The following is a 22,844-nucleotide window of genomic DNA, read 5'->3' on the forward strand; positions in this document are numbered from 1 at the left end:
AGACGTGCGGCGACCCCCGAGGTTGCGACCTCGTCCGAGAAACTTTTCGCCACCGGCCCGCGCTTCGAAGCATCGAGGGAGTGACCCGCTGTCCCGCGCACTCGGCCCGCCGCCCGGGCCGCCGGATCCCCTGCCGTGGGCGATCTCCCCCAACTAGGCTGCGGGGCATGGAGATTCTGGGCACCACGCTGCGCATCTGCGTCGACGACCTGGACAGCGCGATCGTCTTCTACGAGCGCGTCACCGGCAGTCAGGCGCTCCGCTTCGACCGCGGGGGCGTGTCCGTCGCCGCCGTCGGCGCCTTCCTGCTGATGAGCGGGCCCGAGGCGGAACTCGACGTGCTGCGGAAGGTGGCGGCGACGGTGGCCGTCAAGGACGTCGACGACGCCCACACCACCCTCACCGCGGCCGGCGCCCGCATCATCGCGGGCCCGGTCGCGACGCCGGCGGGCCGCAATCTGATCGCGGTCCACCCCGACGGCTCGGTCTTCGAGTACGTCGACCGCAAACCGGCGTACTGAACCGCAGACCCGGCTCGGACACAGCCCGGGCGCGGTTCGGACGCGGGTTCTCAGCCCGCCGGGTCGCGGATGACCGCGTGGGCCACCGTCTCGCGGGCCGGGGCGAGTTCGGCGGCGATCGCGGCGGCCGCCTCCGGGTCGATGACGACGGCCGCCGCCGCGGGCTCCCCCGCCTCGATGAGGTGGCGGCGCAAGTGGGTCGGCGGATGCGTGGCGTCGACGCTGTGGCCGCGCAGCGCGGCGACGCGGCGCAGCCGCTCGTACTCGCGCTCGGGCACGGTTGCCGCGCGCTCGGCGCTGCGTTCCCACAGCCCGTCGGCCGCCGCCCGCGGCTGGGCGCCGCCGATCCTGGTCTGCGCCCGCACGGACTCCGTACGCAGCGCGGACTCGACCGAGTCGCCGATGAGCAGCCGGTCCATCAGGCCTGCGGCCGCCGCGGCGGAGCCGACCCGTACCGCGGCGCGGTCGGCGAAGTATTCGGCGCGCTGCTTGTCCCGCAGGGTGAGCCGCTCCAGGAGCAGGGTCACCGCGTACACGGCCCAGCGCGGCACGTCCATCAGCAGATCGGTGAGCATCTCGGGGATCGTCCGGCGCCGGTGCGGGGTGCGGACCGGGGTCAGGAAGTAGAGCCAGGTGTGCAGCGATGCCAGGGCGGTGCCGATGAGGCGGCCACGCCGCTGGTCGCCGTTGGCGTAGTGGCCGAGTTCGTGGCCGAGCAGCGCGACGCGCTCCTGCTGGTCGAGCACCTCCCACAGCCCGAGGCCGATGTGCAGCACCCGCCGGCTCTTGAGGCCGAAGGTGGCGACGGAGGCGTTGAAGTCCGCGTCGACGGTCACGGCGTCCACGCCGTGCGTCCCCACCGCTGAGGCCACCTCGTCGACCAGCGCGTACAGGCGCGGCGCGTCCGCCCTGCGCAGCACCGGCCCGTCGTGGCGCAGCCTGCCGAACCGCGGCCGCAGCACGACGGCGGCCACCAGCAGGATCGCCCCGATGAGGGGCTGCACCACCGTGTTCCAGCCGAGCACGACAAGCAGGATGCCGCCGACGGCCAGCACCGCCGTGACCGCGTGCACGGCCACTGCCACGACGCGGGCGAGCGTCCCCGAGCGGTCCCCTCCCTTGGCGGCGTCCGGGTCGGCGAGCAGCTCGGCGTGCAGTTGCTCGCCGTAGCGGTGGGCGAGTCGGCGCTGCTTCGCCTCGAAGCGGCCGCGGACCGGCTCCGCACCGCCCGGGTCGACGTTCCAGTCGCAGGCGGCGCACCACGCGACGAAGCGCTCGTCGTACGGCGTGTCCGCCCCGCACTGCGGGCATGACTGTGCCTTCGACTGCCCTGCGGCAGCCGTGAGTTGACCCCTCACTGAAGTGTGCCCCTCCCCTGCGGCCCCTCCCCAGGGGCCGTCCAAGCAATGGCGCACTATATCGGGTTCTCCCTTACTCCCCCGGGCGCATCCGGTAGTCGTACTGGTCCGGGAGCGGAGCGTCGGTGAGGCGGGTCCACACCTCGTTCAGGGTTTCCGCTCCCTCGCGCAGGTCGGCGACCTCGAAGCCCGCTTCGAAGAGCGCGCGGGCGGCGTCCGGCTCGCCCTCCGCGAGGAGGAGCTGGGCCTCGACGAGCCGGAAGCGGCCGCGCTCGCGGACGGCGGGGCGCAGCCGGTCCCATATCCCCCGGGCCTGCGCCGGGCGGTCGGCGGTGAGCAGTGCCTCGATCGCCTCGCGGCCGAGCGCGGCGTCGGCCGCCGTCCACGGCTCTCCGTCCCTGCGCTCCTCGCAGAAGTCGTCGTACGCCTCGGCGTAGCGGTCGGCTGCGCGGCTCGCGTGTCCGGACAGCTGGTCGGCGACGGCGAGGCAGCGCAGCAGCGGCCAGCGGGACGGGGCGAGCGGCAGGCCGCGCTCCCAACTGCGGACGGCCTGGGCATGGTCGCCCGCGTGCCACTGGGCGACGCCGAGGTGGTACTCGGTGAGCGGGTCGGCCGATGCCGTCTCCAGCATGTCCCGCCAGGGCGGGGCGACGAGCGTGGGGCCGGGCGGGGTCACCTTGCACGGCTCCGGGAGCACCCCGTTGTGCAGCAACTCCAGCCAGGGGCACTGTTCCTGAGTGAGCGTCAGCTCGGAGAACGGGGTGCCGGGCAGCTTCGCCCCCGTACGCAGGACTTCGAGGGCGCCCCAGCCCGATCCGGTGGCCAGGCGCTCGCCGGGCTCGGCGTCGGCGAACGGGCGCCAGGCGGCGTACGCCTCCTCCACGGTGGCGCGCGGCAGGGCCCGCTCCAGGCTGCCCTCGGTTTCGGCTCGGGCGGCCGCCCAGTCGGCGCCGTGCACCAGCGCCCGGTCGGCGGACAGCGGCCCGTACGCCTCCAGCCAGGCGAACTCGCCGCCCGGTTCGAGCGGCACGTGCTCCAACTGGGTGCGGGCGAGGCCCGCCTGTATCTCGGCGTACCCGACGGTCCCCGGCTCGGTCAGCCACTCCTGCCAGCGGCGGCCGCCGCGCCCCGAGCCCCACAGGAACAGCTTGCGGCCGCGCAGGGTGTCCGTGGACGTCTGCACGAGGCCCTGGCCGCTCTCGTCGAGGGAGGCGATCCAGCGGCGCGCGCCGTCGGGGACCTCGTAGAAGTAGTCGGCGGGGTACTCGCTGCGCAGCGGGTACGTGCGGTCGGTGCCGTCCCACGCGGGCACGGGGACCCGGCGCAGAGTGTGTTCGTACCCGAAGTGCCAGGCCTCGTCGGCCGGGGCGAGCACCCGGGTGCGCTCGCCCTCCTCCACGGCGATGTTGGACCACCAGTAGACGGGCGCCGGCTTCTCGTGCGGATTGCGGATGCGGACGCCCACGTACAGGAAGTCGGAGCCGTCGGGGAGCCAGAGGTCGACCTGGAAGGGGAGGTCGCGCAGCCGCTCCCACTCCCACAGGCGGACCATCTCGCCGCCGTCCGGGGCGGGGACGAGGGCCGCGTGGACGGGGGCGCAGGACAGGGTGGTGTGGCCGGTGGCGCCTATGTTCCACTCGATGCCGCCGGAGAACCAGGCGCCGTTGAGCGCGAAGTCGGCGGGCTGGAACACCGGGTTGGTGTAGAGCAGTTCGCGGCCGGTCGGCTTGTGGAACAGGGAGTGGACTCGGCCGCCGAGACCCGGCAGCACGGTGGCGCGCAGCCGGTCGTTCTCGATCACGATCGTGTCCAGCTCGACCGGGCCCCGCGCCCGCCCGTAGCCGTCGAGGACCCGCACGGGCAGCAGGGTCTCCAACGGCTCGTACCCGATCTGGCGGGCCATGTCCCGGGGCAGGCCTTCGCGGGCCCGCTCGTCGAGCCGGTGCGTCTCGTCGCGCGGCCGCAGCGCGGGCAGGGGGTTCGGCTCGCCCAACGGGGCGCCGGGCAGGGTCAGTACGGCACGTCGCACGGTCGTGGCCAAGGCAACCTCACTCCCTCGTACGGGGCTCCGGCAGCCCTTTCGGCCGATTCCCCCGATGACCATGGAACACCGCGCCACTGACAACGGCCAGGGGACCCCCGCTCAGGATTGCGCAAAGGCGCCCACGACGAGCTCGGCGAGCAGGACGCGGGGCATCGTTGTGGACGGGGGCCGGGGCTTCAAGGGATGGCTGGGGGCTTCCCCGTATATCGGTCGACACGTTCCGGCCGGTGGGCGACCATCTACCCGCAGCGGGCACCCGATGCGACACGCAGTGCGGAAGGACAGCAGGACATGAGCGAGCAGCACACCTACCGGGTCATCGTGCGCGGTGTGTGGGACGGGCTGAGCGAGGATTCGCGCACGAGGCTGCTCGCCGAGGTCGACGACCACGGCCTGACCGCGATGACCTTCACCGAGGAGGGCTCGCTCACCTACGACCGGGCCCTGAAGCACTTCTCGTGGCGCTACACCGTCGTCTCGGACGCCGCCGACGGCGAGGAGATGGCCGCGGCGATCGCCGAGGACAGGGCGGAGTCCGCGCTGGGGGCGCTGGGCCATGGGTACCGCGATCTGCGCTCGACGGTGACCGACCTCGACACGATGAAGATCAATTACAAGGGTGGGCGACGCTAGGCGGAGTCCGGCAGGCCCTGCCGGGGGTCAGAGGCGCGAAGAGGAGCGGCTAGGGTTCTCGGCCGTGCCCCACCTTGAGATATCCGACCTGATCACCGACACGGATCCGGCCGGCGGAGCCCGGCTCCCGGTCAGCCGGGCCGCCGTCGTGCGGCGGCTCGTCGAGAATGGTGACCGGCGCGCGGCCCGTATCGTCGCCGCGCTGCCGGCCGGCCCGGACGGCGTTCTCGACCCGGTCGCCGTGGACCGGCTGATGGTCGGCGTGCACACCGAACTTCAACGGCTCAGCGAGGAACTGCGCATCGGCGAGCGCTTGGCGCACGTCCTTGGCCCGCTGTTCACCGCCATCCGCGCGAGCGGTCATGCCGGGCCGTTGCGGCTGGTCGACGTCGGCTGCGGGCTCGGCTATCTCGTCCGCTGGCTCGCGGCCACCGGCGCGCTCGGCCCGGACGTCGAACTCGTCGGGGTCGACCTCGACGCCGCCCTGGTCAACGAAGCCGACCGGCTGGCCCGGGCCGAAGGGCTGGCCTGCCGCTTCGTCCACGGCAACGCCTTCGACCTGCCGGAAGCCGCCACCGTGTTCGTCTCCACCGGTGTGCTGCACCACTTCCGCGGCCCGGCCCTCGCGGAGTTCTTCCGGGCGCAGGCGGCCTCACCGGCGCTCGCCTTCTGCCACTACGACATCGCCGCCACCCGGCTCGCGCCCATCGGCGCCTGGGTCTTCCACCGCGCCCGGATGCGTCACCCGCTGGGCCGCCACGACGGCGTCGCCTCGGCACTGCGCGCCCACGACGACGCGACGCTCCTGCGCGCCGCGTCCGTCCCCGGCATCCGCCCGTTGCTGTACGAGCCGAGGGGCATGGCGAACCCGTTCTGCACGACGCTTCGCCCGGTTCTCGGTGTCCGCCCGCAGTTGGAAGCACCCCTGCGGCTGGCCCTCGGCCGCGCCTCGCGCAGGCTCGTGGGCCCCGAACAGCTCGCCGGGGCCGCGCGATGAACCCGGCCCCGCCGCTGGCCGCGCTCGGCCTGATCGACGCGGCGTTCAGCGGTTTCCGCGCCTTCGCCGGACGGGACGCCAGGATCCGCAAGGGCCGTGCCGTCGCCCGTGCGGCGGTGCGCGGCCTGGCCGTGGGCGCCGCCCTGCTGCTCGCGCCCGTGCTCATGGCCCTCGGCGTGCTGCTGAGCGCCGACGACCGGGCCCGCACCTATGCCGCCCTCACCGACGGCGGCACCGGCTTCCTCGTCCCGCTCATGTTCTACGCCGCCATGGTCGCCCTCTCCCTCGCGGCGTACTTCGTCCTGCCGTTCCGAGCCAGCACGCTCGCCATGGTCATGGGCCTGGGACCACTGACTCTGGTACGCCCGCTCGTCGTGGGCCTCGCCTGCCTGAACGCCCTTGCCGACGGCGGCTGGCCCGCCCTCCTCGTGGGAACGCTCGCGGGCGCCGCCGTCCTGTGCGTGGAGCCGCTGGTACACCGCCGCTGGTACGCCGGGCTGCCGCTCTCCGAGCCCCTGGGGCAGGCCGCTCCAGCCGAGCCAGTGCCTCAACTCGATTGATCGACCTGCCGGTTGATCGACTGATCAGCCCGGGATGTGATCGATCCGCGTCGCCGTCGCCCGCCTCGGGCCGGGCTCACCCGGGGCGCTGGTCGCCCTGCGGGTCGTGCAGGGAGGGGGCGTAGGAGATCCCGACGATCAAGCCGTCCGCCGTGAGGAGTCTGGCCACCGTCTGGCCCCACGGCTCGGTGCGGGCCTGGTGCACCAGCTCGAAGCCCGCGCGCTGAAGCTCGGCACCGGCGGCTGTGACGGCTTCCGCGTTCGCCACCTCGAACTCGATCGATGCCTGCGGGACCACCCGGTCGGCGGGCCACTGGGCCGTGCCGAAGCATGCCTCGGCCGCCTGCGAGAGCGGCCACAGGCCGAAGTGCTTGCTGCCTGGGACGTTCCCGCTGGAGTAGTAGCCGTTGGCTTCCCCCTCCAGGGGGAGGCCAAGAGCCTCGATGAACAGCTTGCGGCTGAGCGGCGGGTCGGCGACGACCGCCGCCACGCTCGTGATGAAGAGAACGTCCATGCCGGTGGTGACACTCCCTGCTGCGACTGGATGGTGACGCGGCCGGACGAGTTCGCCGCGCGTCGGCGGCCGTTGGCCGTGGGCGAGACGGTGTTGCGTTGCGCCGGCCCGGGCCTCGGTTCGCGTCGGGGCAGGCTCCTGCGCCATGGCAGCTCACCGCTTGGGACATCGCTCCGTCTTCTTCACCACGCTGACGCTCACCCGGATGTGCTCCGCGAGGGGCGCGCCGGCGGCCGGGCTCTGGGCGCAGACCTTCCAGTTGAAGGGCCACAGCACCGTGCGGTGTCCACCGCCGATGTCCCGCACGTCCAGCTTGGTTCTCATGCCCAGCTCGTTGAAGACGTGGATCAGGCCCTTCCCCACGAACGCCTGCATCGGTGGCGGGGCCGCCACCCCTTCGGCCAGGGCGGTGCCCGTCGTGGCCGCCGTCACCAGGAACAGGGCCGCCGTCACCGTCGCGGCGCGGGCCCGCACGCGCATCACCTGCCGCTCCGTCGCTTCATGAAGTAGCCGCCGCAGCACAGCCCCACCACGAACACCGCGAGCAGCGCCAAGTACAGCGGCATCGAGACCTCGGGGATCAGCAGGCGGATCTTGACCTGGCGGGTGTTCTCGAAGATGAAGACGAGTGCCAGGACGGTGAGGGCGAGGATCGCGATCCTGGCCGGTGTGAAAGCGCCGCCCGCCCTGCCCTTCGCCCTGCTCGACGCGTCCTTGGGGCTCATCAGCCGGCCCTTTCCGCTGGTGCTGCCGTCGCTCCCTTCCGCCCAGGTTGACGGATGCGCGGCCACGGGGTGCGGTGGGGCGGGCCGTACGGGTGAGCACATCCAGCCCTGAGCCTCCTTGTCAGACAAGTAACCGTAGGGTCATGCTGGGGCTCCGGCATACGGAGGGGCAGGTCCATGGCCATGAACGGGCAGCAGCGCAGGCCGGTCGTCGCGCTGTACGAGCGGATCGCGGACGCGATCCACGACGGCACCTATCCCCCGGGTTCCACCCTGCCCTCGGAGCCCAAGCTCGCGGGCGAGCTCGGGGTGAGCCGCCCCGCGCTGCGCGAGGCGCTGCTCCTGCTCCAGGAGGACGGGCTGCTCTCGGTACGGCGCGGGGTGGGCCGGACCGTGAACGACCGGCCGCCCCGGCGCGGCTTCGAACAGCTCCAGCCGCTCGACGAGCTCCTCGGCCCGGTCCGGGTGAAGGCCCTGCTGCGCAGCCGCGAGGAGCCCACCGACTTCACCACCCAGCACCTGCTCGCGCCCGCCGGGTCCGAGCTGCGGTTCTGGGAGTCCGTGCTGGTCGGGGAGTCGCTCGCGGTCGCCCTCAGCCATGAGTGGGCGGCGCCCGTGGACGTCCTGGAGAAGCTGCACCCCGCGTTCGGCGAGGCCCTGTCCGCCGAGCCCGCCGTCTCGATGCTCACCGTCCTCGCCGGGGCCTCGCGGGGCGTCCCTCTCACCGCGCACAGCGGGATCAGCGCGACGCTGCTCGGCCGGCGCAGGGGCGAGCAGCTGGACCGTCCGGCGGACACCCCGGCCGTGCTGATCACCCAGGTCGTGCGGGTCGACGGCACCCCGGTCATGGCCGCCAAGCACATGCTGCCGACGGGCGCACCCGCACTGGCGGTGCTCCAGTCCTGCTAGCACCCCGCAGGACACGGGCGCGACACCTGTACACTCCCGCCTCATGCACTTGTCAGACAACTCTGCCGCCGCCGCTCCGGTCACCCCCGCGGAGTGGATCCGCCGGGCCCCCAAGGCCGTCCTCCACGACCACCTCGACGGTGGCCTGCGCCCCGCCACCATCGTCGAGCTGGCCCGCGCCTGCGGGTACGCCGGTCTGCCGACCGAGGACCCGGCCGAGCTCGCGGTGTGGTTCCGCGACGCCGCGGACTCCGGCTCCCTTGAGCGCTACCTGGAGACCTTCGCCCACACCTGCGCGGTGATGCAGACCCGCGAGGCGCTGCACCGCATCGCGGCCGAGTGCGCCGAGGACCTGGCGGCCGACGGGGTCGTCTACGCGGAGGTGCGCTACGCCCCCGAGCAGCACCTGGAAGCCGGCCTGACCCTCGACGAGGTCGTGGACGCCGTCAACGAGGGCCTGCGCGAGGGCGAGCGCCGCACCGGAGGGAAGATCACCGTCCGCGCGCTGCTCACCGGCATGCGGCACACCCGGCGCTCCCTGGAGATAGCCGAGCTCACCGTCGCCCACCGCGACCGCGGGGTGGCGGGCTTCGACATCGCGGGCGGCGAGATCGGCAACCCGCCGGCCGAGCACCTGCCCGCCTTCCAGCACCTCAAGCACCACAACTGCCACATCACCATCCACGCCGGCGAGGCCGTGGGTGCCGAGTCCGTCCACGAGGCGGTCCAGGTGTGCGGCGCCGAGCGCATCGGACACGGCGTGCGCATCACCGACGACATCGCCGCGGACGGCACGCTGGGCCACCTGGCCGCGTACGTCCGTGACAACCGGATCGCCCTGGAGGTCTGCCCGACCTCCAACCTCCAGACCGGCGCCGCGATCTCGTACGAGAAGCACCCGATCGACGGGCTGCGCCGGCTCGGCTTCACGGTCACGCTGAACACCGACAACCGCCTGGTGTCCGGCACGACCATGAGCGAGGAGTTCCAGCACATGGCGGACGCCTTCGGCTACGGCCCGGAGGTCTTCGAGGAGTTCACCGTCGCCGCGGTCGAGGCGGCGTTCCTGCCGCTGCCGGAACGCCGTCGCATCATCGACGAGATCGTGCGTCCCGGCTACGCGGCGATCAGTTCAACTTCCCTCTGACGACGGGCAGTTGGAGCGTCCCCGGGTCGCCGGGGGCACTCACGACCGTCACCGGCTTGATGCCCTTGTTGCCGAGGTAGGAGTCGTCGCTCGCGGCGACCACGAACTCGATGCGGTGCCCGGCCTCGTAGCGGTGCGCGATGCCGGGCAGGGCGACGGTGAACGGCTTCGTGACGTCCGGCACCCGCACCGGGGCGATCAGGCGGCGCACCAGGGTCTTGGTGCCGTCGGGGGCCACGTCGTACAGCTTGGCGAAGAGGACCAGCTTGTCGGCGGCGTTGCCCGAGTTCTGCACCCTCTCCGCCGCGGGCGAGGAGACCTTGAGGGTGGCCTTCGCCGAGCCGACCACGTCGACGGGCGCCTTCAGCCGGTCGGTGTCCCAGCCGAGGTAGGTGCCCGCGGTGTCGTACGGGGCGGGGTCGGGCAGGCCGATCGCGTCGGCCAGCGAGCTCTCCGAATGGCTCGTCGGGACCAGCCGGTTGGTGTACGTGCGGCTGCCGCGCGCCACCTTCGCGCGGTCGTCGACGAGCTTGCCGTCGCCGGAGAGGTAGACCGTCTGAGTGAGCGGCGGGACCTTGGGCGCCGCCCCGTAGCCGCGCTGCCAGTCGCGGTAGTAGGCGAGGGCGGGCCCCGTGTCGGTGTTCTTCTGCTTGCGCAGGTAGCGGTCGAACCAGGCCAGGATGCGCTGACCGGTGTAGCTGGTCTCCAGGTTGCCCTGGGACATGTTGAGTTCACCGGGCACCTGGCCGCCGCTGTGGCCCCAGGACTGCCAGATCATCTTGGTCGTGGTGCCGCGGTCCTTGAGCGCGTTGTACGTCGCCGTCGCCTCGTTGAGGTTGAACAGGGTGTCGGTCTGCCCCTGGATGAGCAGGGTGGGCGCCTCGATGCGGTCGAGGTAGCCGACCGGCGAGACGCTGCGGGCGTAGCGCTGCATCGCGGCGGTGGCGGCGGCCGGGTAGCTGCCCGAGTTGAGCAGTCCGAAGGTGTCGCAGACACCGGGCACGAAGTGCGCACAGCCGAGCGAGCCCCAGCGGGACGGGTCGAGGTTGGGCAGCGTGATGGGCTGGCTCTCGCCGATGAGGTAGAACCCGTTGGTCCACTGCCATTTGAAGGCGCCGGGCACCTTGCGGTCGGCCGCGTTGTTGGGGTCGAGCGCGTACGTCAGGTCGTTCCAGGTGATCATCGGGACGAGGGCGTCGACGCGGTGGTCGACGGCGGCCGTGGCCATCTGGATGGCCCCGCCGTACGAGCCGCCGATCATGCCGACGCGCGGGTCGCCCGGGCGGTCCTTGGTGACGAAGTCGATGCGCGTGCCGTCGTCGGCGGCGCGGGTCCCGGCGAGGAAGTCGATGAGGCGGGACGCGGCGCGGCCGTCGATCCCCGGATCGTCCAGCGAGATGAGGCAGCCCGACTTGCCGAAGCCGAGCCCCGAGTAGGCGAGGGCGACGTAGCCGCGGGTGGCGAACGCCTTGCCGGTGGCGCCGGTCGTGCCGTCCGACTTGCTGCCTCCGAAGCCGTTGGTGGTGAGCACGGAGGGCGCGGGGTGCGCCTTGTCGACTCCGGCCGGGCGGTAGAGGTCGGCGTCGACGGCGCAGGTCCGGCCGCCCACCGTGACCGTGAACCTCAGCGCGGTGACGGTGACTTGGCCCTGGGCGCCACCTTGCGACGCGGCGGCCGGCGCGGCCGCGAGCAGCGGTACGGCGAGTGCCGTGCCGAGGGCGGTCGCCAGCGGTCTGCGGACTCTGGGCATGGTACGGCGACGGGTCACGGCGTCCTCCACGGCGAGCGAGCCTACCGATTGGCAGGGCGGGCTCATGCTGTGACACGTGCAAGTTCTGCGTCAACGGCTTCGACACGAGCCGTCCGGCGGTTCGGCAGATTGGTTGTCGTTCTGCTGCGGGCCGGCTGTGGCTGGTCGCTCCCCCCGAGTTCTCGGCTCCGCTCGAACAGGGGGGACCCTCATCGCGGCGGAGCCGCACAATGTCAGAGCCCCGCGCCCCTATCGGGGCGCTGCACCGCAGCAGCATGCGACAAATCCTCGGAGCCATAGCCGAGCTCAGGCCAGCGCTGGCGCCTCCAGCGTGATCGTCCCCCCGTCCGCGTCCAGCACCGCCGGCACCCCCAGCGGCATCGTCAGGGCCGCGTCGCAGTGTCCGAAGCCCAGGTCTTCCACTACCGGTACGCCCAGTCGGCCCAGGCGTTCACGCAGCACCGGGCGCATCCTCTCCTCGTACGGTCCGCACTCCAGCCAGGAGCCGAGGGCGACGCCGGTCACGCCTTCCAGCCAGCCCGCGCGCAGGAGTTGGGTCAGGATGCGGTCGAGGCGGTAGTCCTCCTCGCCGGTGTCTTCGAGCAGGAGCAGTCCGCCCGCCGCGGACGGGCGGGCGTGCGGGGTGGCGAGGTCCGCGGCGAGCAGGGACGCGCAGCCGCCGACGGTGACGCCGCGGGCGCGGCCGGGGATCAGGGCGCGGGCGCCCGGCAGGCCGAGGGTCATCGCGGCCTCCGGCTCGAACAGGGTGGTGCGCAGGGACTCCTGGGTGGCGGCGTTCTTGAGGAAGGCGAGCGTGGCGGCCATCGGGCCGTACAGGGTGGCCAGGCCCAGGCGTACGGCGAACGCCTCGTGCAGGGCGGTCACGTCGCTGTAGCCGATGAGCACCTTGGGTCCGGCCGCCCGCAGCGCGTTCCAGTCGAGGAGGTCGACCATGCGCTGGGCGCCGTAGCCGCCGCGGGCGCACATCACCGCGTCGACACTCGGGTCGCACCAGGCCCGCTGGAAGTCGCGCGCCCGCGTCTCGTCCTCGCCCGCCAGGTAGCCCAACTCCCCTTGTTTGTCCGTGACTTGGGGTGTGACGACCGGGTCGAGGTCCCAGCCGCGCAGGATGTCGAGCCCGGCCTGGAGCCGCCCCTCGACGACGGGCCCGCTCGGGGCGACCACGGCGATTCTGGCGCCGGGCCGCAGCCGGGGCGGGCGGGTGAGTTCGGCGGCGGTCACTTGGTGAGCTCCAGGAGAGGGATGTCGGTGCGGTCGATCGCGAACACCTGTGCGTACAGCGAGAATTCGGCCTCCAGGGCGCGGATCATCGTGTCGGCGCGGCGGAAGCCGTGGCCCTCGCCCTCGAAGGTGAGGTAGGCGTGCGGGATGCCGCGCCCGGCCATCTTCTCCAGGAAGTGTTCGCACTGCGCGGGCGGGCAGATCGCGTCGTCCAGGCCCTGGAGCAGCAGGAAGGGCGCGGTGATGCGGTCGGCGTGCTGGGCGGGCGAGCGTTCGCGGTAGCGGCCGGGCAGTTCGGCGTACGGGCCGACGAGGGTCTCCAGGTACCGCGATTCGAAGTCGTGGGTGACGTCGAGCCAGCCCGCGAGGTCGAGGACGGGGTAGCTGACGGTGCCGCAGGCGTACACGTCGGTGGCGGCGAGGGATGCGGCCGTGGTCCAGCCGCCCGCGCTGCCGCCCCGGATCGCGAGGCGGCGGGGGTCGGCGTTGCCCTCGTCGGCCAGGGCGCGGGCGACGGCGGCGCAGTCCTCGACGTCGACGACGCCCCACTGTTCGCGCAGCCGGTTGCGGTAGGCGCGCCCGTAGCCCGTGGAGCCTCCGTAGTCGACCTTGACGACGCCGATGCCGCGCGAGGTGAAGTAGGCGGTCTCCAGGTCGAGCACGAGGGAGACATTGCTGGTGGGGCCGCCGTGCGCCCAGATCACATAGGGCGGCAGTTCGTCGGCGGGGGCGATCCGGTCGGGGCTGTGCGGCGGGTAGACGTGGGCGTGGATGTCCCGGCCGCCGGGGCCGGTGTAGGTGCGGATCAGCGGTTCGGGGTAGTACGCCGGGTCGACCGCGTCGGCGTGGCCGCAGCCGATCACGCGGGCGCGGCCGGTGGCGGTGTCGAGTTCGACGAGTTCGTACGCGGTGCGCGGGCTCGCGGCCACGCCCACGATGCGGCTGCCGTGGGCGGCGAGCGTCGGGCTCCACTGGGTCCAGGGTCCGGCGGCGTCGACGAGTTCGCCGCTCTCGGGGTCGAGTATGCCGAGCGTGGTGGCGCCCCGGCCGTGCACGACGGCGACGAGGCCGCTCTCCAGGGGCTGGAACCAGCTCCGCCCGACCTGCCACAGCGGTCCCGCGAACTCCTCCTCGCGGGGGCACAGCGCGAACGGCTCCCCTCCCCCGGGGTCCGCGCGGTACAGGTTCCACCAGCCGCTGCGGTCGGAGGCGAACAGGAGCTGTCCGTCGGCGGCCCAGTCGGCCTGCGCGATGGATTCCTCGGGGCCGCCCGCGAACGTCCGGGCCCGGCGCAACGTGCCGTCCTCGCCGACGTCCGCGAGGATCAGCTCGGTGCCGTCCCACGGCATCCGGGGGTGGTCCCAGCCGATCCACGCGGCCCGCCGCCCGTCGGGCGAGAGCCGCGGGCCGGTGACGAAGCGGTGCCGCCCATCGCTCAACTCCCTTACCGCTCCCCGGTGTTCGGCCGCCGATCCGTCCAGCGGCACGGCCACGATCACGCGGCGTACGTCGGTGGGGCCCTCGCCGGTGAACTCCTCCAGGACGCACCACACTTCGCCCCGGTCGAGGTCGATCCGGGGATCGACCCAGCGCAGGCCTCCCCCGACCGGCGACAGCGGGGTGAGTGGCCTGGGCGCGGCCGTCGCGTTCGGCTCGTACGCGTAGAGGCGCTGGTCGTCGAAGTGGACGAAGACGACGAGCGGGCCCTTTGCCGCGCGGTCGGCGCCGTGCCAGGGGTGGCCGCCGTACTCCATGACCCGGCTGCGCACGTTCCACGGTGCGGGCAGCACCGGCTGCGCCTCGTCCCCGGGGCGGCGGCGCACCAGGACCCGCCTGCCGCCCTCGGCGGGGCGCGCCTCCGTCCACCACAGGTCGTCGCCGACCACCCCGACGTGGTCGGGGTGACCGTCGTGCGCGGCGGCCAGGGCCGCGTCGATCGGCGACGGCCAGCTTCCGTAAGGCGCGGTGGGCACCATCGTGGCAACTCTCCCTCGGGGCTATGCGGACCGCAGGTAGTGGTCGAGGACCCGGACGCCGAAGTGCAGCGCGTCAACGGGCACCCGTTCGTCGACGCCGTGGAACAGCGCCTGGTAGTCGAGCCCGGCCGGCATCCGCAGCGGCGCGAAGCCGTAGCCGGTGATGCCGAGCCGGGAGAACTGCTTGGCGTCGGTGCCGCCCGACATGCAGTACGGCACCACCTGGCCCTCGGGGGCGAACCGCTCGATGGCGGCTTGCAGTTTGAGGTACGTCGGTGAGTCGACCGGCGCCTGGAGCGCGACCTCGCCGTGGTGGAAGTCCCAGTCGACGTCTGGCCCGGTCAGCCGGTCCATGGTGGTACGGAACTCGGCTTCGCCGCCCGGCACGATCCGCCCGTCGACGTACGCGGTCGCGTGCCCCGGGATGACGTTGACCTTGTAACCGGCTTCCAGCATCGTCGGGTTGGCGCTGTTGCGGATCACCGGCTCGACCAGGGCGGCGGCCGGGCCGAGCTTGCCGAGCAGTTCGGCGGCGTCGAAACCCTCGGCGTCCGGGTCGGCGTCGATGCCGTGCAGGTCGGCGAGTGCGACGAGGCTCGCGCGGACCGTCGGGGTGATCCTGACCGGCCACTCGTGCTCGCCGATGCGGGCGATGGCCGAGGCGAGCCGGCTGACCGCGTTGGCGTGGTTCACCTTGGAGCCGTGGCCCGCGCGGCCGTGTGCGGTGAGCCGCAGCCAGGCGGTGCCGCGCTCGCCCGCGCCGATCGGGTAGATCTCCATGCCCCGCCCGGCGTGGAAGGTGACCCCGCCCGACTCGCTGATCCCCTCCGTGCACCCCTCGAACAGTTCGGGGTGGTGGTCGGCGAGGAAGCCGGAGCCGTCGACGGCGCTGGCCTCCTCGTCGGCGGTGTAGGCGATGACGATGTCCCGCCGGGGCCGCACCCCGTGCCGGGCCCAGGCCCGTACGACGGCGAGGACCATCGCGTCCATGTTCTTCATGTCGACGGCGCCCCGGCCCCAGACCACGCCGCCGGTGACCTCGCCCGAGAAGGGGTGCACGCTCCAGTCGGCGGCCTCGGCGGGCACCACGTCCAGGTGCCCGTGCACCAGGAGCGCGTCGGCGGACGGGTCGGTGCCCTCGATCCGGGCGACCACGTTCGTACGCCCTTCGGTGCGCTCCAGCATGCGGGGTTCGAGGCCCGCCGCGGCGAGGCGCTCGGCGACGTACTCGGCGGCCGGGCGCTCCCGGCAGTCGCCGCCGCCCCGGTTGCTGGTGTCGATCCGGATCAGCTCGGAGGTGAAGGCCACCACCTCGTCGAGCGCCACCTGATCGGCTGTCTCCACCTCAGCCATACTGCTCCTCCACCGCGGACGAGACGATCGTCGTGACCGCCTTGAAGGTGCGAATGCCCTCATACATCGTCAAACTGGTGTAGGAAACACGCCGTTCACCCGTACGCGCCACGCCGGGCACCACAGTGGCCGCGTCGGCGAGGTGCTCGGCGTCGAACTCGATCTCCACGGTGAACGGCCCGCCGTCCACGGGCGCGACCCTGCGGGCCAGCGCCGCGGCCTCCTTCGCGGCCGCCCTGATGTCGCCCGCGGTACGCGCGGGGGTGCGGCACACCGCCGCGTACCGCGAGACGTGGTCCTTGACGGCCACCTTGCGGGCGTCCGGCGCGTAGCCCTCGGCGTCGGCGCAGGTGAGGTCGTCGCCGGTGACCAGGACCACGGGCACCCCGTACTCGGCGACGACGTGCGCGTTGAGCAGACCCTCGCTGGCGCGCGCGCCGTTGAGCCACACGCCGGTGATGGAGTTGGCGAGGTAGGTGTGGGCGAGCACGCCCTGCGTGCCGGCGCCCGTGTGGTAGCCGACGAAGGCGATGCCGTCGACGTCGCCGTGCTGGATGCCCTCCACCATGGACAGCGACTTGTGCTTGCCGGTGAGCATCTGGGCCCGTTCGTCGAGCCGTTCCAACAGCAGGTTGCGCATGGACCAGTGCGCCTCATTGATGAGCACCTCGTCGGCGCCCCCGTCGAAGAAACCGAGCACGGCCGCGTTCACGTCGGAGGTGAACATCGCCCGGCAGCGCTCCCACTGCGGCGTTCCCGGCAGCACGTCGGCCGGCCAGGTGACTCCGGTGGCGCCTTCCATGTCCGCACTGATGAGGATCTTCATGGCGCCCCACGGTACCCGTCGCCCCATACCCGGGCCAGGGACCGGGCGGACACCAGAGGTCCATACCTGTGACGCCCGGCGCACGGCCGCCTCCTCCCTCGCGGCGGCTTCTCCCCGGAGCCGCGGACAGGGGCCAATGGATACTGGCCGCATGCGTATTGACTTCGATCCCGCCGCCATGTCCCGCGTCGAGTTCTACCGTTTGCTCACCGCGACCGTGGTGCCGCGGCCCATCGCCTGGGTGTCGACCGTGGACGGCGAAGGCACCCCCAACCTCGCGCCGCACTCGTTCTTCACCATCTCTTCCGTCGCGCCGCCCGTCGTCCAGTTCACCTCGGTGGGGCGCAAGGACTCGCTCCGCAATGTGGAGGCGACCGGCCAGTTCGTGGTCAACTTCGCGCCCGAGCCACTCCACGCGCAGATCAACGACACGGCGACCAACTTCCCGCCCGGCGTCAGCGAGTTCGATCAGGCGGGCCTCTCCACCGAGCCGAGCCTGCGGGTGAAGCCGCCGCGGGTGGCCCTGTCGCCGGTGGCGCTGGAGTGCGAGCTGCACAGCACGCTCGGGATAGGTGACTCGACGGTCGTGTTCGGGCGCGTCGTGCACGCGGTGGTCTCGGACGAGGTGATGGTCGACGGCCACCCCGAGATCACCCGGCTGCGTCCGCTGTCCCGGCTCGGCAGGGACGAGTGGGGCACCCTCGCCGAGCCGCGCGAGCTCAGCCGCGTGCCGTACACCGGGCCCGGTCGCGAAGGCGCCTGAACCCCGGCCTCGGGGGCCGCACAGCGCGCTCGGCATGCGGTGGCCGGGCGGGCGGGTCACCCTGGGTTCATGGGCAGACCAGGGGCAGCGAGCACTCGCCCACCCGTGCGGCGCGGCGCGGTGCGCGCCCGGGCCCGGCAGGCGGGCTGGGCGGCCCGCCTGGCAAGCCTCATCTGGGCGGCCGGCCGGCTGGCGGGCCGCTGGGAGGAGCGGCTGCGCCGCTCGCGGCGGCGCCTCGGACGGCTCCGGGCCAACCGCCCGACCCGCCACTGATCTTGGGGGGTGCCGGCCCGACCCGCGCGGCCGTCTCCATGTCTGCGTACCCTCCGATCAAGAGCGGTCGCAAGTCGGCCCCCTTAGGGTCGAAGGCTTGACGACATCCCTTGCCAGCAGTGCCTTCGACTCGCTCCGCCTCGACGCCGTGCCCGACCAGGACACCCTGCGCCGGACCTACGAACTCCCCGGCGCCGCTGCCGTACGCAAGCAGATGGCCGAACTCACCGAACAGACCCGGCAGTTGATCGGCTGCTCGTCGCTGGTCCTGATCGCCAGCGCGGACGCCGAGGGCAACTGCGACGTATCGCCGCGCGGCGGACCCGCCGGGTTCGTCGCCGTCCTGGACTCACGGACGGTGGCGATACCGGACGCGACCGGCAACAAGCGTCTGGACACCCTGCAGAACGTCATCGCCACCGGACGGGCCGGGCTGCTGTTCGTCATCCCGGGGCGCACCACGACGCTCAGGGTGAACGGCCGGGCCTGTGTCTCCACCCGGCCGGAGCTGCTGTCGCAGCTGACCGCCGTGGGCAAGCCGCCGGCCAGTGCGTTGGTCCTGGGCATCGAGGAGGTCTACCCGCACTGCCCCAAGTCGCTGCTGCGCAGCGCGGCCTGGAAGCCGCAGGAGTGGCTGCCGGCGGACGCCCAGCCGGCCTCGGCCGAGGTGACGCTGGCCCAGCTGCGGATGCCGGAGCTGACGATCGCCGACATCGAGCAGGCGGAGGCGGACTCGCTGAAGTACCGGTACGAGTAAGAGCCTGTGGCTGCTGGGCCACCGGCCGGCGGCGGACTTCACCCGACCCCGCTCAGCGCCCGGCGGCCGGCACCGCGTGCAGTTGCTCCAGACGGCGCTGTACGGCCTCCAGTGCGCCACGCTGGCGGCCCGGCACCTGTCGGCGCAGGGCGACCAGCGGCGGGGCCAGCGGCCGGGCGCGTTCCGGGTCGCGGAGCTGCTCCCACTGGTGGTGCGCGCGGTCGACCGCGCCTTGGACGTCGGCGTCGTCGGTGGTCTGCCCGCGAGCGAGCCGGGCCTGCGCCGAGGCCATCCACAACTCGCAGGACCGGGCCGGTTCCCCGGCGAGCCGGGCGAGGTCGGCACGGACCTCCAGCCAGTGGATCGCCTCCAGCGAGCCGGGCCCGTACGCACGCAGCGCCTCGCTCTCCCACATCGCCGCCATGGAGGCCGCCTCACCGTGGCGCCCCGCGCCCGCGGCGGCGAGGATCGCCGGATGCGGGTCGGCCGCGGCCGGCGGTGCGGGCTGCTGCCCGACCGGGGCCCGGCCGGGGTCGGCGGGCACACCGTCGATGGCCAGGTGGAGGGCGTCGCCGGGGCCCGCCCGGTCCGCCGCGTACGCGTGGAGTTCGGCGAGCGAGGGCTGGGCGCCGCCGCGCCACACCTCGGCGTACACCTTCAGATAGTCGGGGGTGGCGATGGTCCGGCGCGGTGCGGGCGCGGTGATCCGTCCGTACAGGCGGACACCGTGGCCGAGGGCGAGGCCCTCCTGCCGCAGCCGCTGCCAGGCCTCCTGGCCGGCGACCAGGTCGACGACCACCGTGGTGGTGCCTGGCCGGCGCACCTGGAACTCGTGCGCCAGCCAGGCCCAGGGAAGGCCGGTGTAGCGCACGGTCGCCCGGGTCGTGCGGGCGAGTGCGACATGGATCCGCTGTTGTTTGGCGTCCACGTGCAACTGGCCCGCCAGGTACACGAACAGCGGGCCGGGCGTGGCCGCCACGGCGCGGATCCGGGTCAGCACGGTCTGCGGGTCGACCGGGTCGGCGAGCTCCACGACGGTGGCCGCGCCGGTACCGGTCAGCACGCCCGGGGCGACCGCGGCCAGGCCCGGCAGGACCGACGCCGCGTCGATGAGACGGCCCTTGTTCGCCGGAGCGGCCGCCAGTAGCAGCGCCGTCCCCGGGTCCTCCCCCTTGATCAGCACAGCAGCACCGTATCCGGTCGGCCCGTACGGCGCCTCGCCGATCGCCCGGATGCAGGTCCGTGCGTGCGGGCCGCGGCACACCTCGCCGTCCGGGACGGAGCCCGCCCCGCGTACGGCGGCGACGAGTTCGAGCCATTCGCAAAGAGCGCCGCGCGGGCCCGTCGGGCGCCGGGCGCCCCGGACTGCGGGGCCTGCGGCTGTCTGGTGGCTCACACTTTCCTGACGGATCATCACCCCTGGCTCCGTGTAGGCATCACATAGTTCGTGGAGACACCGCACACCGCACCCCCCACACGCCTCAACACCCCGGAGAAGTCCGCATGTTCTTCCGCCTCGACGAGTTATCCGTTCCGATCGTCCAGTCGCCCATGGCCGGCGGCGCCTCCACCCCCGAACTGGTCGCGGCCGTCAACAGTGCCGGGGGCCTCGGGTTCCTGGCCGCCGGGTACCGCAGCGCCCAGGGCATGCGGGAGCAGCTCGTCCGCACCCGTGGACTGACCTCGCGGCCGTTCGGCGTCAATCTCTTCGTGCCGGGGTCCTCGGATCCGAGCGCCGTCGAGGCCGTCGGCGCGTACCGCGAGCAACTGCGCGCCGAGGCCGACCGGTTCGAGCTCACCCTGCCCGTGCCCGGCTCCGGGGCCGACGACGACGGATGGACGGAGAAGATCGAGGTGCTCCTGAGCGAGCCCGCGCCCCTCGTCTCCTTCACGTTCGGGCTGCCCTCGTCCGGGATCGTGGAGGCCCTGCAGCGGGCGGGCAGCCACCTCGTGGCCACCGTCACCACGCCCGCCGAGGCCGTGGCGGCGGAGGCCGTGGGCGTGGACTCGCTGTGTGTACAGGGGCCGTTGGCGGGCGGCCACCGCGCCACGCACGACATCGCGGCGCGGCCGGAGGAGGTGCCGCTGCTCGACCTGCTGGCCTCGGTACGCGCCCGCGTACGGCTCCCGCTCATCGCCGCCGGCGGGCTCGGCACGGGCGAGGACGTCGCCGCCGTGCTGCGGGCCGGGGCGTGCGCCGCCCAGCTCGGCACGCTCTATCTGCGCGCGGAGGAATCGGGTGCCTCGCGGACGCACAAGGACGCCCTCGTCGATGCGCGCTTCACGACGACGGCCGTCACCCGGGCCTTCTCCGGGCGCCCGGCCCGCGGCCTGCGCAACCACTTCATCGACACCTACGACGCCACGGCCCCCAGCGCCTACCCGCAGGTGCACCACCTGACCCGCGCGCTGCGCTCGGCCGCCGCCGAGGCCGGGGACGCCGAGCGGCTGCACCTGTGGGCCGGGGCGCGCCACCGCCTCGCCCGCAGCGCCCCGGCCGCCGAGATCACCCGGACCCTCTGGGAGGAGACCCGCGCCGCGCGGCGCTGAGACCGTCGATGAGCGGCTTCCCGGCCCACCCCGGGAGCCCGCTCGCCCTGCGAACGGCGTTACGGTGAAGGTCGTTTCAGCACCGTTCACCCCAAGGACCTCCATGCCGATCAGCACAGTCCCGTACACCGCGGTGGACGGATCAGCGCCCCGACTCCTCGACGTGTACCGCCCCGAGAGCGCCCCGGCGACCACGCCGGCCGTGCTGCTCTGGCACGGCATGGCCCCCGACACGCGGTTCGAGGTCGGCGCCCTCGCCGAGGAGACGGCCTCGCACGGGCTGACCGTGTTCGTGCCGGACTGGCGCTCGGACGCCCCCGACGGCGGCCGCGCGCACCTCGTGGCTTCGCTGCGGTACGTGCGCGAGAACGCGGCCGGCTTCGGCGCCGACCCGGAGCGGCTCGTGGTGGCGGGCTGGTCGGCGGGGGCGGGCGCCGCGATCGGCACGGCGCTGCGCCCGGGCCTCACGGACGGCCGGCTCCCGAAGGCGGTCGTCGGCATCGCCGGTCTGTACTGGCGCCCCGCCCGCAGCACGGGCACCGTCCCCCTGGAGGACCTGGCCGCGGCGACGACGCCCGAGGTGCCCGTCGTGCTGATCCACGGCACGGCGGACTCGGCGGTCGAGAGCCACCACTCCCGCGACTTCCTCACCGCGCTGGAGAAGCGGCACTGGCCCGCGAGCCTGCACGAGGCGGAGACCGATCACGCGGGGATCATCATGACCGCGTACGACCCCGAGCTCGGCCACTGCGTGCCCGCCACCGGCGCCGACGCCCTGCGGGCCGGCCGGGAGACGGCCCGGATCCTCGCGGAGGCGGCGCTCGGCTGACGCCCGGGGAGCTCGCGCGGCTCGCGGTCGCGGCCCTTGGGAGCCACCCGGCCCCCGGGGCCCCACGTGGCTCGTACCGGCCGGTGCGGCCATGCTGGAAGCGTGATGACCGTCCTGCTGGTAGCCACCGACGAGGAAGCGGCCGTGCTGCGCGAGCGCATTCACCAGAACCGCCACTTCCGCGTCATCGCGCACACCCCGAGCCCCCAGCTCGCCCTGGCGCAGGCGCATGTCCTGCTGCCCGACGTCACCGTCCTCGACCCCAGCATGGACGGGGACAGCGATCCGGCGGCCCTGTTCACGGGGCTGCGCTCGCTGACCCCGCCGAGCGGCGTGATCCTGCGGACGACGCCCGCCACCTCCGTGCTGCCGGAGCTGCACGCCGTCCTTGAGGAGGGCGCCGTCCACGTGGCGGCCCGGGACGATCACGACGCGCTCATGGCGGCCCTGATCACGATCGGGCGGCGCAGGGAGAGCTGCGACCCCGACCAGTGACCCGGGGCGGACGGCTCCAACATGCGGGCGCGGGCCGGCGGCGAGACAATGGTGGGGTCTATGTGCCGGTATGCCGAATTCCTGAGAGCGAGGGTCTTCGTGACGCCGTCACCGAGCAGTGCCGATACCACCGCGGATCAGCGCCCGCCCGCCGATTCGAGCGCCGCCGCGTGCGGGGCTCCGTGCTGGGTGAGCCTGATGGCCCGCGACCTGGGTGCAGCGCTCGACTTCTACGGCGCGACGATGGGCTGGACGTTCCGGACCGGGTCGCTCGGTGAGGAGTTCCGGGTGGCGTTGGCGGACGGGGTTCCGGTGGCCGGGATCGGGGCGCTGGCGCCGTCCCTCCAGGTCGCGGTCGCCTGGACGCCGTACTTCGCGGTCGAGGACGCCGATGTCACCGCGGCCCGCATCCGCGAGCGGGGCGCCACCGTCGCGGTCGGCCCCGTCGCCCTGCACACCGGGCGCGGCGCGCTGGCCGCCGACCGCGACGGGGCCGTCTTCGGGATCTGGCAGGGACGGCTCCTGTCGAACTGGGAGACGTGGCGCGACACCGCGCCCGCCTGGACGCGGCTGCACACCCGCAACGCCTTCGACGCCGCGATCTTCTACGGGGAGGTCCTCG

Annotated in this window: 24 protein-coding genes; 13 read left to right on the forward strand and 11 right to left on the reverse strand. The window is 73.3% G+C overall.

Annotated features, from left to right (window positions below; translation table 11 throughout):
* Positions 1-167 precede the first annotated feature (167 nt).
* Positions 168-521 carry a VOC family protein gene (locus ADK54_RS29280; RefSeq protein WP_053728745.1) on the forward strand — a complete coding sequence of 118 codons (354 nt, stop codon included), beginning with the start codon at positions 168-170 and terminating at the stop codon, positions 519-521.
* A 50-nt stretch (positions 522-571) separates the two neighbouring features.
* Here the strand turns inward: ADK54_RS29280 and ADK54_RS29285 are convergent, their stop codons facing one another.
* Together ADK54_RS29285 and ADK54_RS29290 are read right to left on the reverse strand one after the other, a co-directional pair.
* Positions 572-1,879, reverse strand: a complete 1,308-nt coding sequence (locus ADK54_RS29285; RefSeq protein WP_053728746.1) for a M48 family metallopeptidase — start codon at positions 1,877-1,879, stop codon at positions 572-574.
* A 73-nt stretch (positions 1,880-1,952) separates the two neighbouring features.
* Entirely contained in the window at positions 1,953-3,920 is a 1,968-nt protein-coding gene (locus tag ADK54_RS29290) for a DUF5107 domain-containing protein (protein WP_053728747.1), read from the reverse strand.
* A 294-nt stretch (positions 3,921-4,214) separates the two neighbouring features.
* Between ADK54_RS29290 and ADK54_RS29295 the strand changes: the two genes are divergently transcribed.
* The 3 genes from ADK54_RS29295 (at position 4,215) to ADK54_RS29305 (ending at position 6,113) form a co-directional block, all read left to right on the forward strand.
* Positions 4,215-4,556 carry a DUF6204 family protein gene (locus ADK54_RS29295; RefSeq protein WP_053728748.1) on the forward strand — a complete coding sequence of 114 codons (342 nt, stop codon included), beginning with the start codon at positions 4,215-4,217 and terminating at the stop codon, positions 4,554-4,556.
* A gap of 64 nt (positions 4,557-4,620) precedes the next feature.
* Complete coding sequence (locus ADK54_RS29300) at positions 4,621-5,553, forward strand: class I SAM-dependent methyltransferase (RefSeq protein WP_053728749.1); 933 nt, start codon at positions 4,621-4,623, stop codon at positions 5,551-5,553.
* Positions 5,550-6,113: a hypothetical protein gene (locus ADK54_RS29305; protein WP_234392251.1), complete on the forward strand. Its 564-nt coding sequence runs from the start codon at positions 5,550-5,552 to the stop codon at positions 6,111-6,113. The genes ADK54_RS29300 and ADK54_RS29305 overlap by 4 nt, the downstream gene beginning before the upstream one ends.
* Before the next feature lie 76 nt (positions 6,114-6,189).
* On the opposite strand, the gene ADK54_RS29310 is transcribed toward ADK54_RS29305, so the two are convergent.
* From ADK54_RS29310 to ADK54_RS29320, 3 genes are all read right to left on the reverse strand, one after another.
* The gene (locus tag ADK54_RS29310) at positions 6,190-6,627 is read right to left on the reverse strand and encodes a VOC family protein (RefSeq protein WP_053728750.1); all 438 of its coding nucleotides are present in this window, start codon (positions 6,625-6,627) and stop codon (positions 6,190-6,192) included.
* Between the two features lie 153 nt (positions 6,628-6,780).
* Complete coding sequence (locus ADK54_RS29315) at positions 6,781-7,107, reverse strand: hypothetical protein (RefSeq protein WP_053728751.1); 327 nt, start codon at positions 7,105-7,107, stop codon at positions 6,781-6,783.
* A complete protein-coding gene (locus ADK54_RS29320) occupies positions 7,107-7,352 on the reverse strand; it encodes a LapA family protein (RefSeq protein WP_053728752.1) in 246 nt (81 codons plus the stop codon). The genes ADK54_RS29315 and ADK54_RS29320 overlap by 1 nt, the downstream gene beginning before the upstream one ends.
* Before the next feature lie 177 nt (positions 7,353-7,529).
* Here ADK54_RS29320 and ADK54_RS29325 point away from each other — a divergent pair, with 177 nt between their 5' ends.
* Both ADK54_RS29325 and ADK54_RS29330 read left to right on the forward strand, forming a co-directional pair.
* Positions 7,530-8,261, forward strand: coding sequence for a GntR family transcriptional regulator (locus tag ADK54_RS29325; protein ID WP_053728753.1), 732 nt, complete (start codon positions 7,530-7,532; stop codon positions 8,259-8,261).
* Between the two features lie 43 nt (positions 8,262-8,304).
* A complete protein-coding gene (locus ADK54_RS29330) occupies positions 8,305-9,408 on the forward strand; it encodes an adenosine deaminase (protein WP_053728754.1) in 1,104 nt (367 codons plus the stop codon).
* On the opposite strand, the gene ADK54_RS29335 is transcribed toward ADK54_RS29330, so the two are convergent.
* The 5 genes from ADK54_RS29335 to ADK54_RS29355 form a co-directional block, all read right to left on the reverse strand.
* A complete protein-coding gene (locus tag ADK54_RS29335) occupies positions 9,389-11,158 on the reverse strand; it encodes a CocE/NonD family hydrolase (RefSeq protein WP_053728775.1) in 1,770 nt (589 codons plus the stop codon). The two genes, ADK54_RS29330 and ADK54_RS29335, sit on opposite strands and share 20 nt — an antisense overlap.
* Positions 11,159-11,464: 306 nt before the next feature.
* Positions 11,465-12,400: a S66 peptidase family protein gene (locus ADK54_RS29340; RefSeq protein ID WP_053728755.1), complete on the reverse strand. Its 936-nt coding sequence runs from the start codon at positions 12,398-12,400 to the stop codon at positions 11,465-11,467.
* Complete coding sequence (locus tag ADK54_RS29345) at positions 12,397-14,376, reverse strand: prolyl oligopeptidase family serine peptidase (protein WP_053728756.1); 1,980 nt, start codon at positions 14,374-14,376, stop codon at positions 12,397-12,399. The genes ADK54_RS29340 and ADK54_RS29345 overlap by 4 nt, the downstream gene beginning before the upstream one ends.
* Positions 14,377-14,397: 21 nt before the next feature.
* Complete coding sequence (locus ADK54_RS29350) at positions 14,398-15,729, reverse strand: M20/M25/M40 family metallo-hydrolase (protein WP_053728757.1); 1,332 nt, start codon at positions 15,727-15,729, stop codon at positions 14,398-14,400.
* Positions 15,722-16,555: a M55 family metallopeptidase gene (locus ADK54_RS29355; protein ID WP_053728758.1), complete on the reverse strand. Its 834-nt coding sequence runs from the start codon at positions 16,553-16,555 to the stop codon at positions 15,722-15,724. Before ADK54_RS29355 ends, ADK54_RS29350 begins: the two co-directional genes overlap by 8 nt.
* A gap of 151 nt (positions 16,556-16,706) precedes the next feature.
* On the opposite strand from ADK54_RS29355, the gene ADK54_RS29360 reads away from it, so the two are divergent.
* The 3 genes from ADK54_RS29360 (at position 16,707) to ADK54_RS29365 (ending at position 18,348) form a co-directional block, all read left to right on the forward strand.
* Positions 16,707-17,318 (forward strand): flavin reductase family protein, encoded by a 612-nt coding sequence (locus tag ADK54_RS29360; protein ID WP_053728759.1) that lies wholly within the window; start codon positions 16,707-16,709, stop codon positions 17,316-17,318.
* 69 nt (positions 17,319-17,387) lie between these two features.
* Positions 17,388-17,591 (forward strand): hypothetical protein, encoded by a 204-nt coding sequence (locus tag ADK54_RS46295; protein WP_159047929.1) that lies wholly within the window; start codon positions 17,388-17,390, stop codon positions 17,589-17,591.
* Between the two features lie 97 nt (positions 17,592-17,688).
* The gene (locus ADK54_RS29365; RefSeq protein ID WP_053728760.1) at positions 17,689-18,348 is read left to right on the forward strand and encodes an MSMEG_1061 family FMN-dependent PPOX-type flavoprotein; all 660 of its coding nucleotides are present in this window, start codon (positions 17,689-17,691) and stop codon (positions 18,346-18,348) included.
* Between the two features lie 52 nt (positions 18,349-18,400).
* On the opposite strand, the gene ADK54_RS29370 is transcribed toward ADK54_RS29365, so the two are convergent.
* A complete protein-coding gene (locus ADK54_RS29370; protein WP_234392252.1) occupies positions 18,401-19,762 on the reverse strand; it encodes a hypothetical protein in 1,362 nt (453 codons plus the stop codon).
* 89 nt (positions 19,763-19,851) lie between these two features.
* Here ADK54_RS29370 and ADK54_RS29375 point away from each other — a divergent pair, with 89 nt between their 5' ends.
* The 4 genes from ADK54_RS29375 to ADK54_RS29390 all read left to right on the forward strand — a co-directional run.
* Positions 19,852-20,898, forward strand: coding sequence for an NAD(P)H-dependent flavin oxidoreductase (locus ADK54_RS29375; protein WP_053728761.1), 1,047 nt, complete (start codon positions 19,852-19,854; stop codon positions 20,896-20,898).
* Between the two features lie 103 nt (positions 20,899-21,001).
* Positions 21,002-21,727 carry an alpha/beta hydrolase gene (locus ADK54_RS29380; protein WP_053728762.1) on the forward strand — a complete coding sequence of 242 codons (726 nt, stop codon included), beginning with the start codon at positions 21,002-21,004 and terminating at the stop codon, positions 21,725-21,727.
* 102 nt (positions 21,728-21,829) lie between these two features.
* Positions 21,830-22,222, forward strand: a complete 393-nt coding sequence (locus ADK54_RS29385) for a hypothetical protein (RefSeq protein ID WP_159047930.1) — start codon at positions 21,830-21,832, stop codon at positions 22,220-22,222.
* A 198-nt stretch (positions 22,223-22,420) separates the two neighbouring features.
* Positions 22,421-22,844 (forward strand): VOC family protein (locus ADK54_RS29390; RefSeq protein WP_234392253.1); only part of this gene is annotated, 424 nt, incomplete at its 3' end.

Origin of the sequence: Streptomyces sp. WM6378 (genome assembly GCF_001279695.1) — a bacterium.
GTDB lineage: Bacteria > Actinomycetota > Actinomycetes > Streptomycetales > Streptomycetaceae > Streptomyces.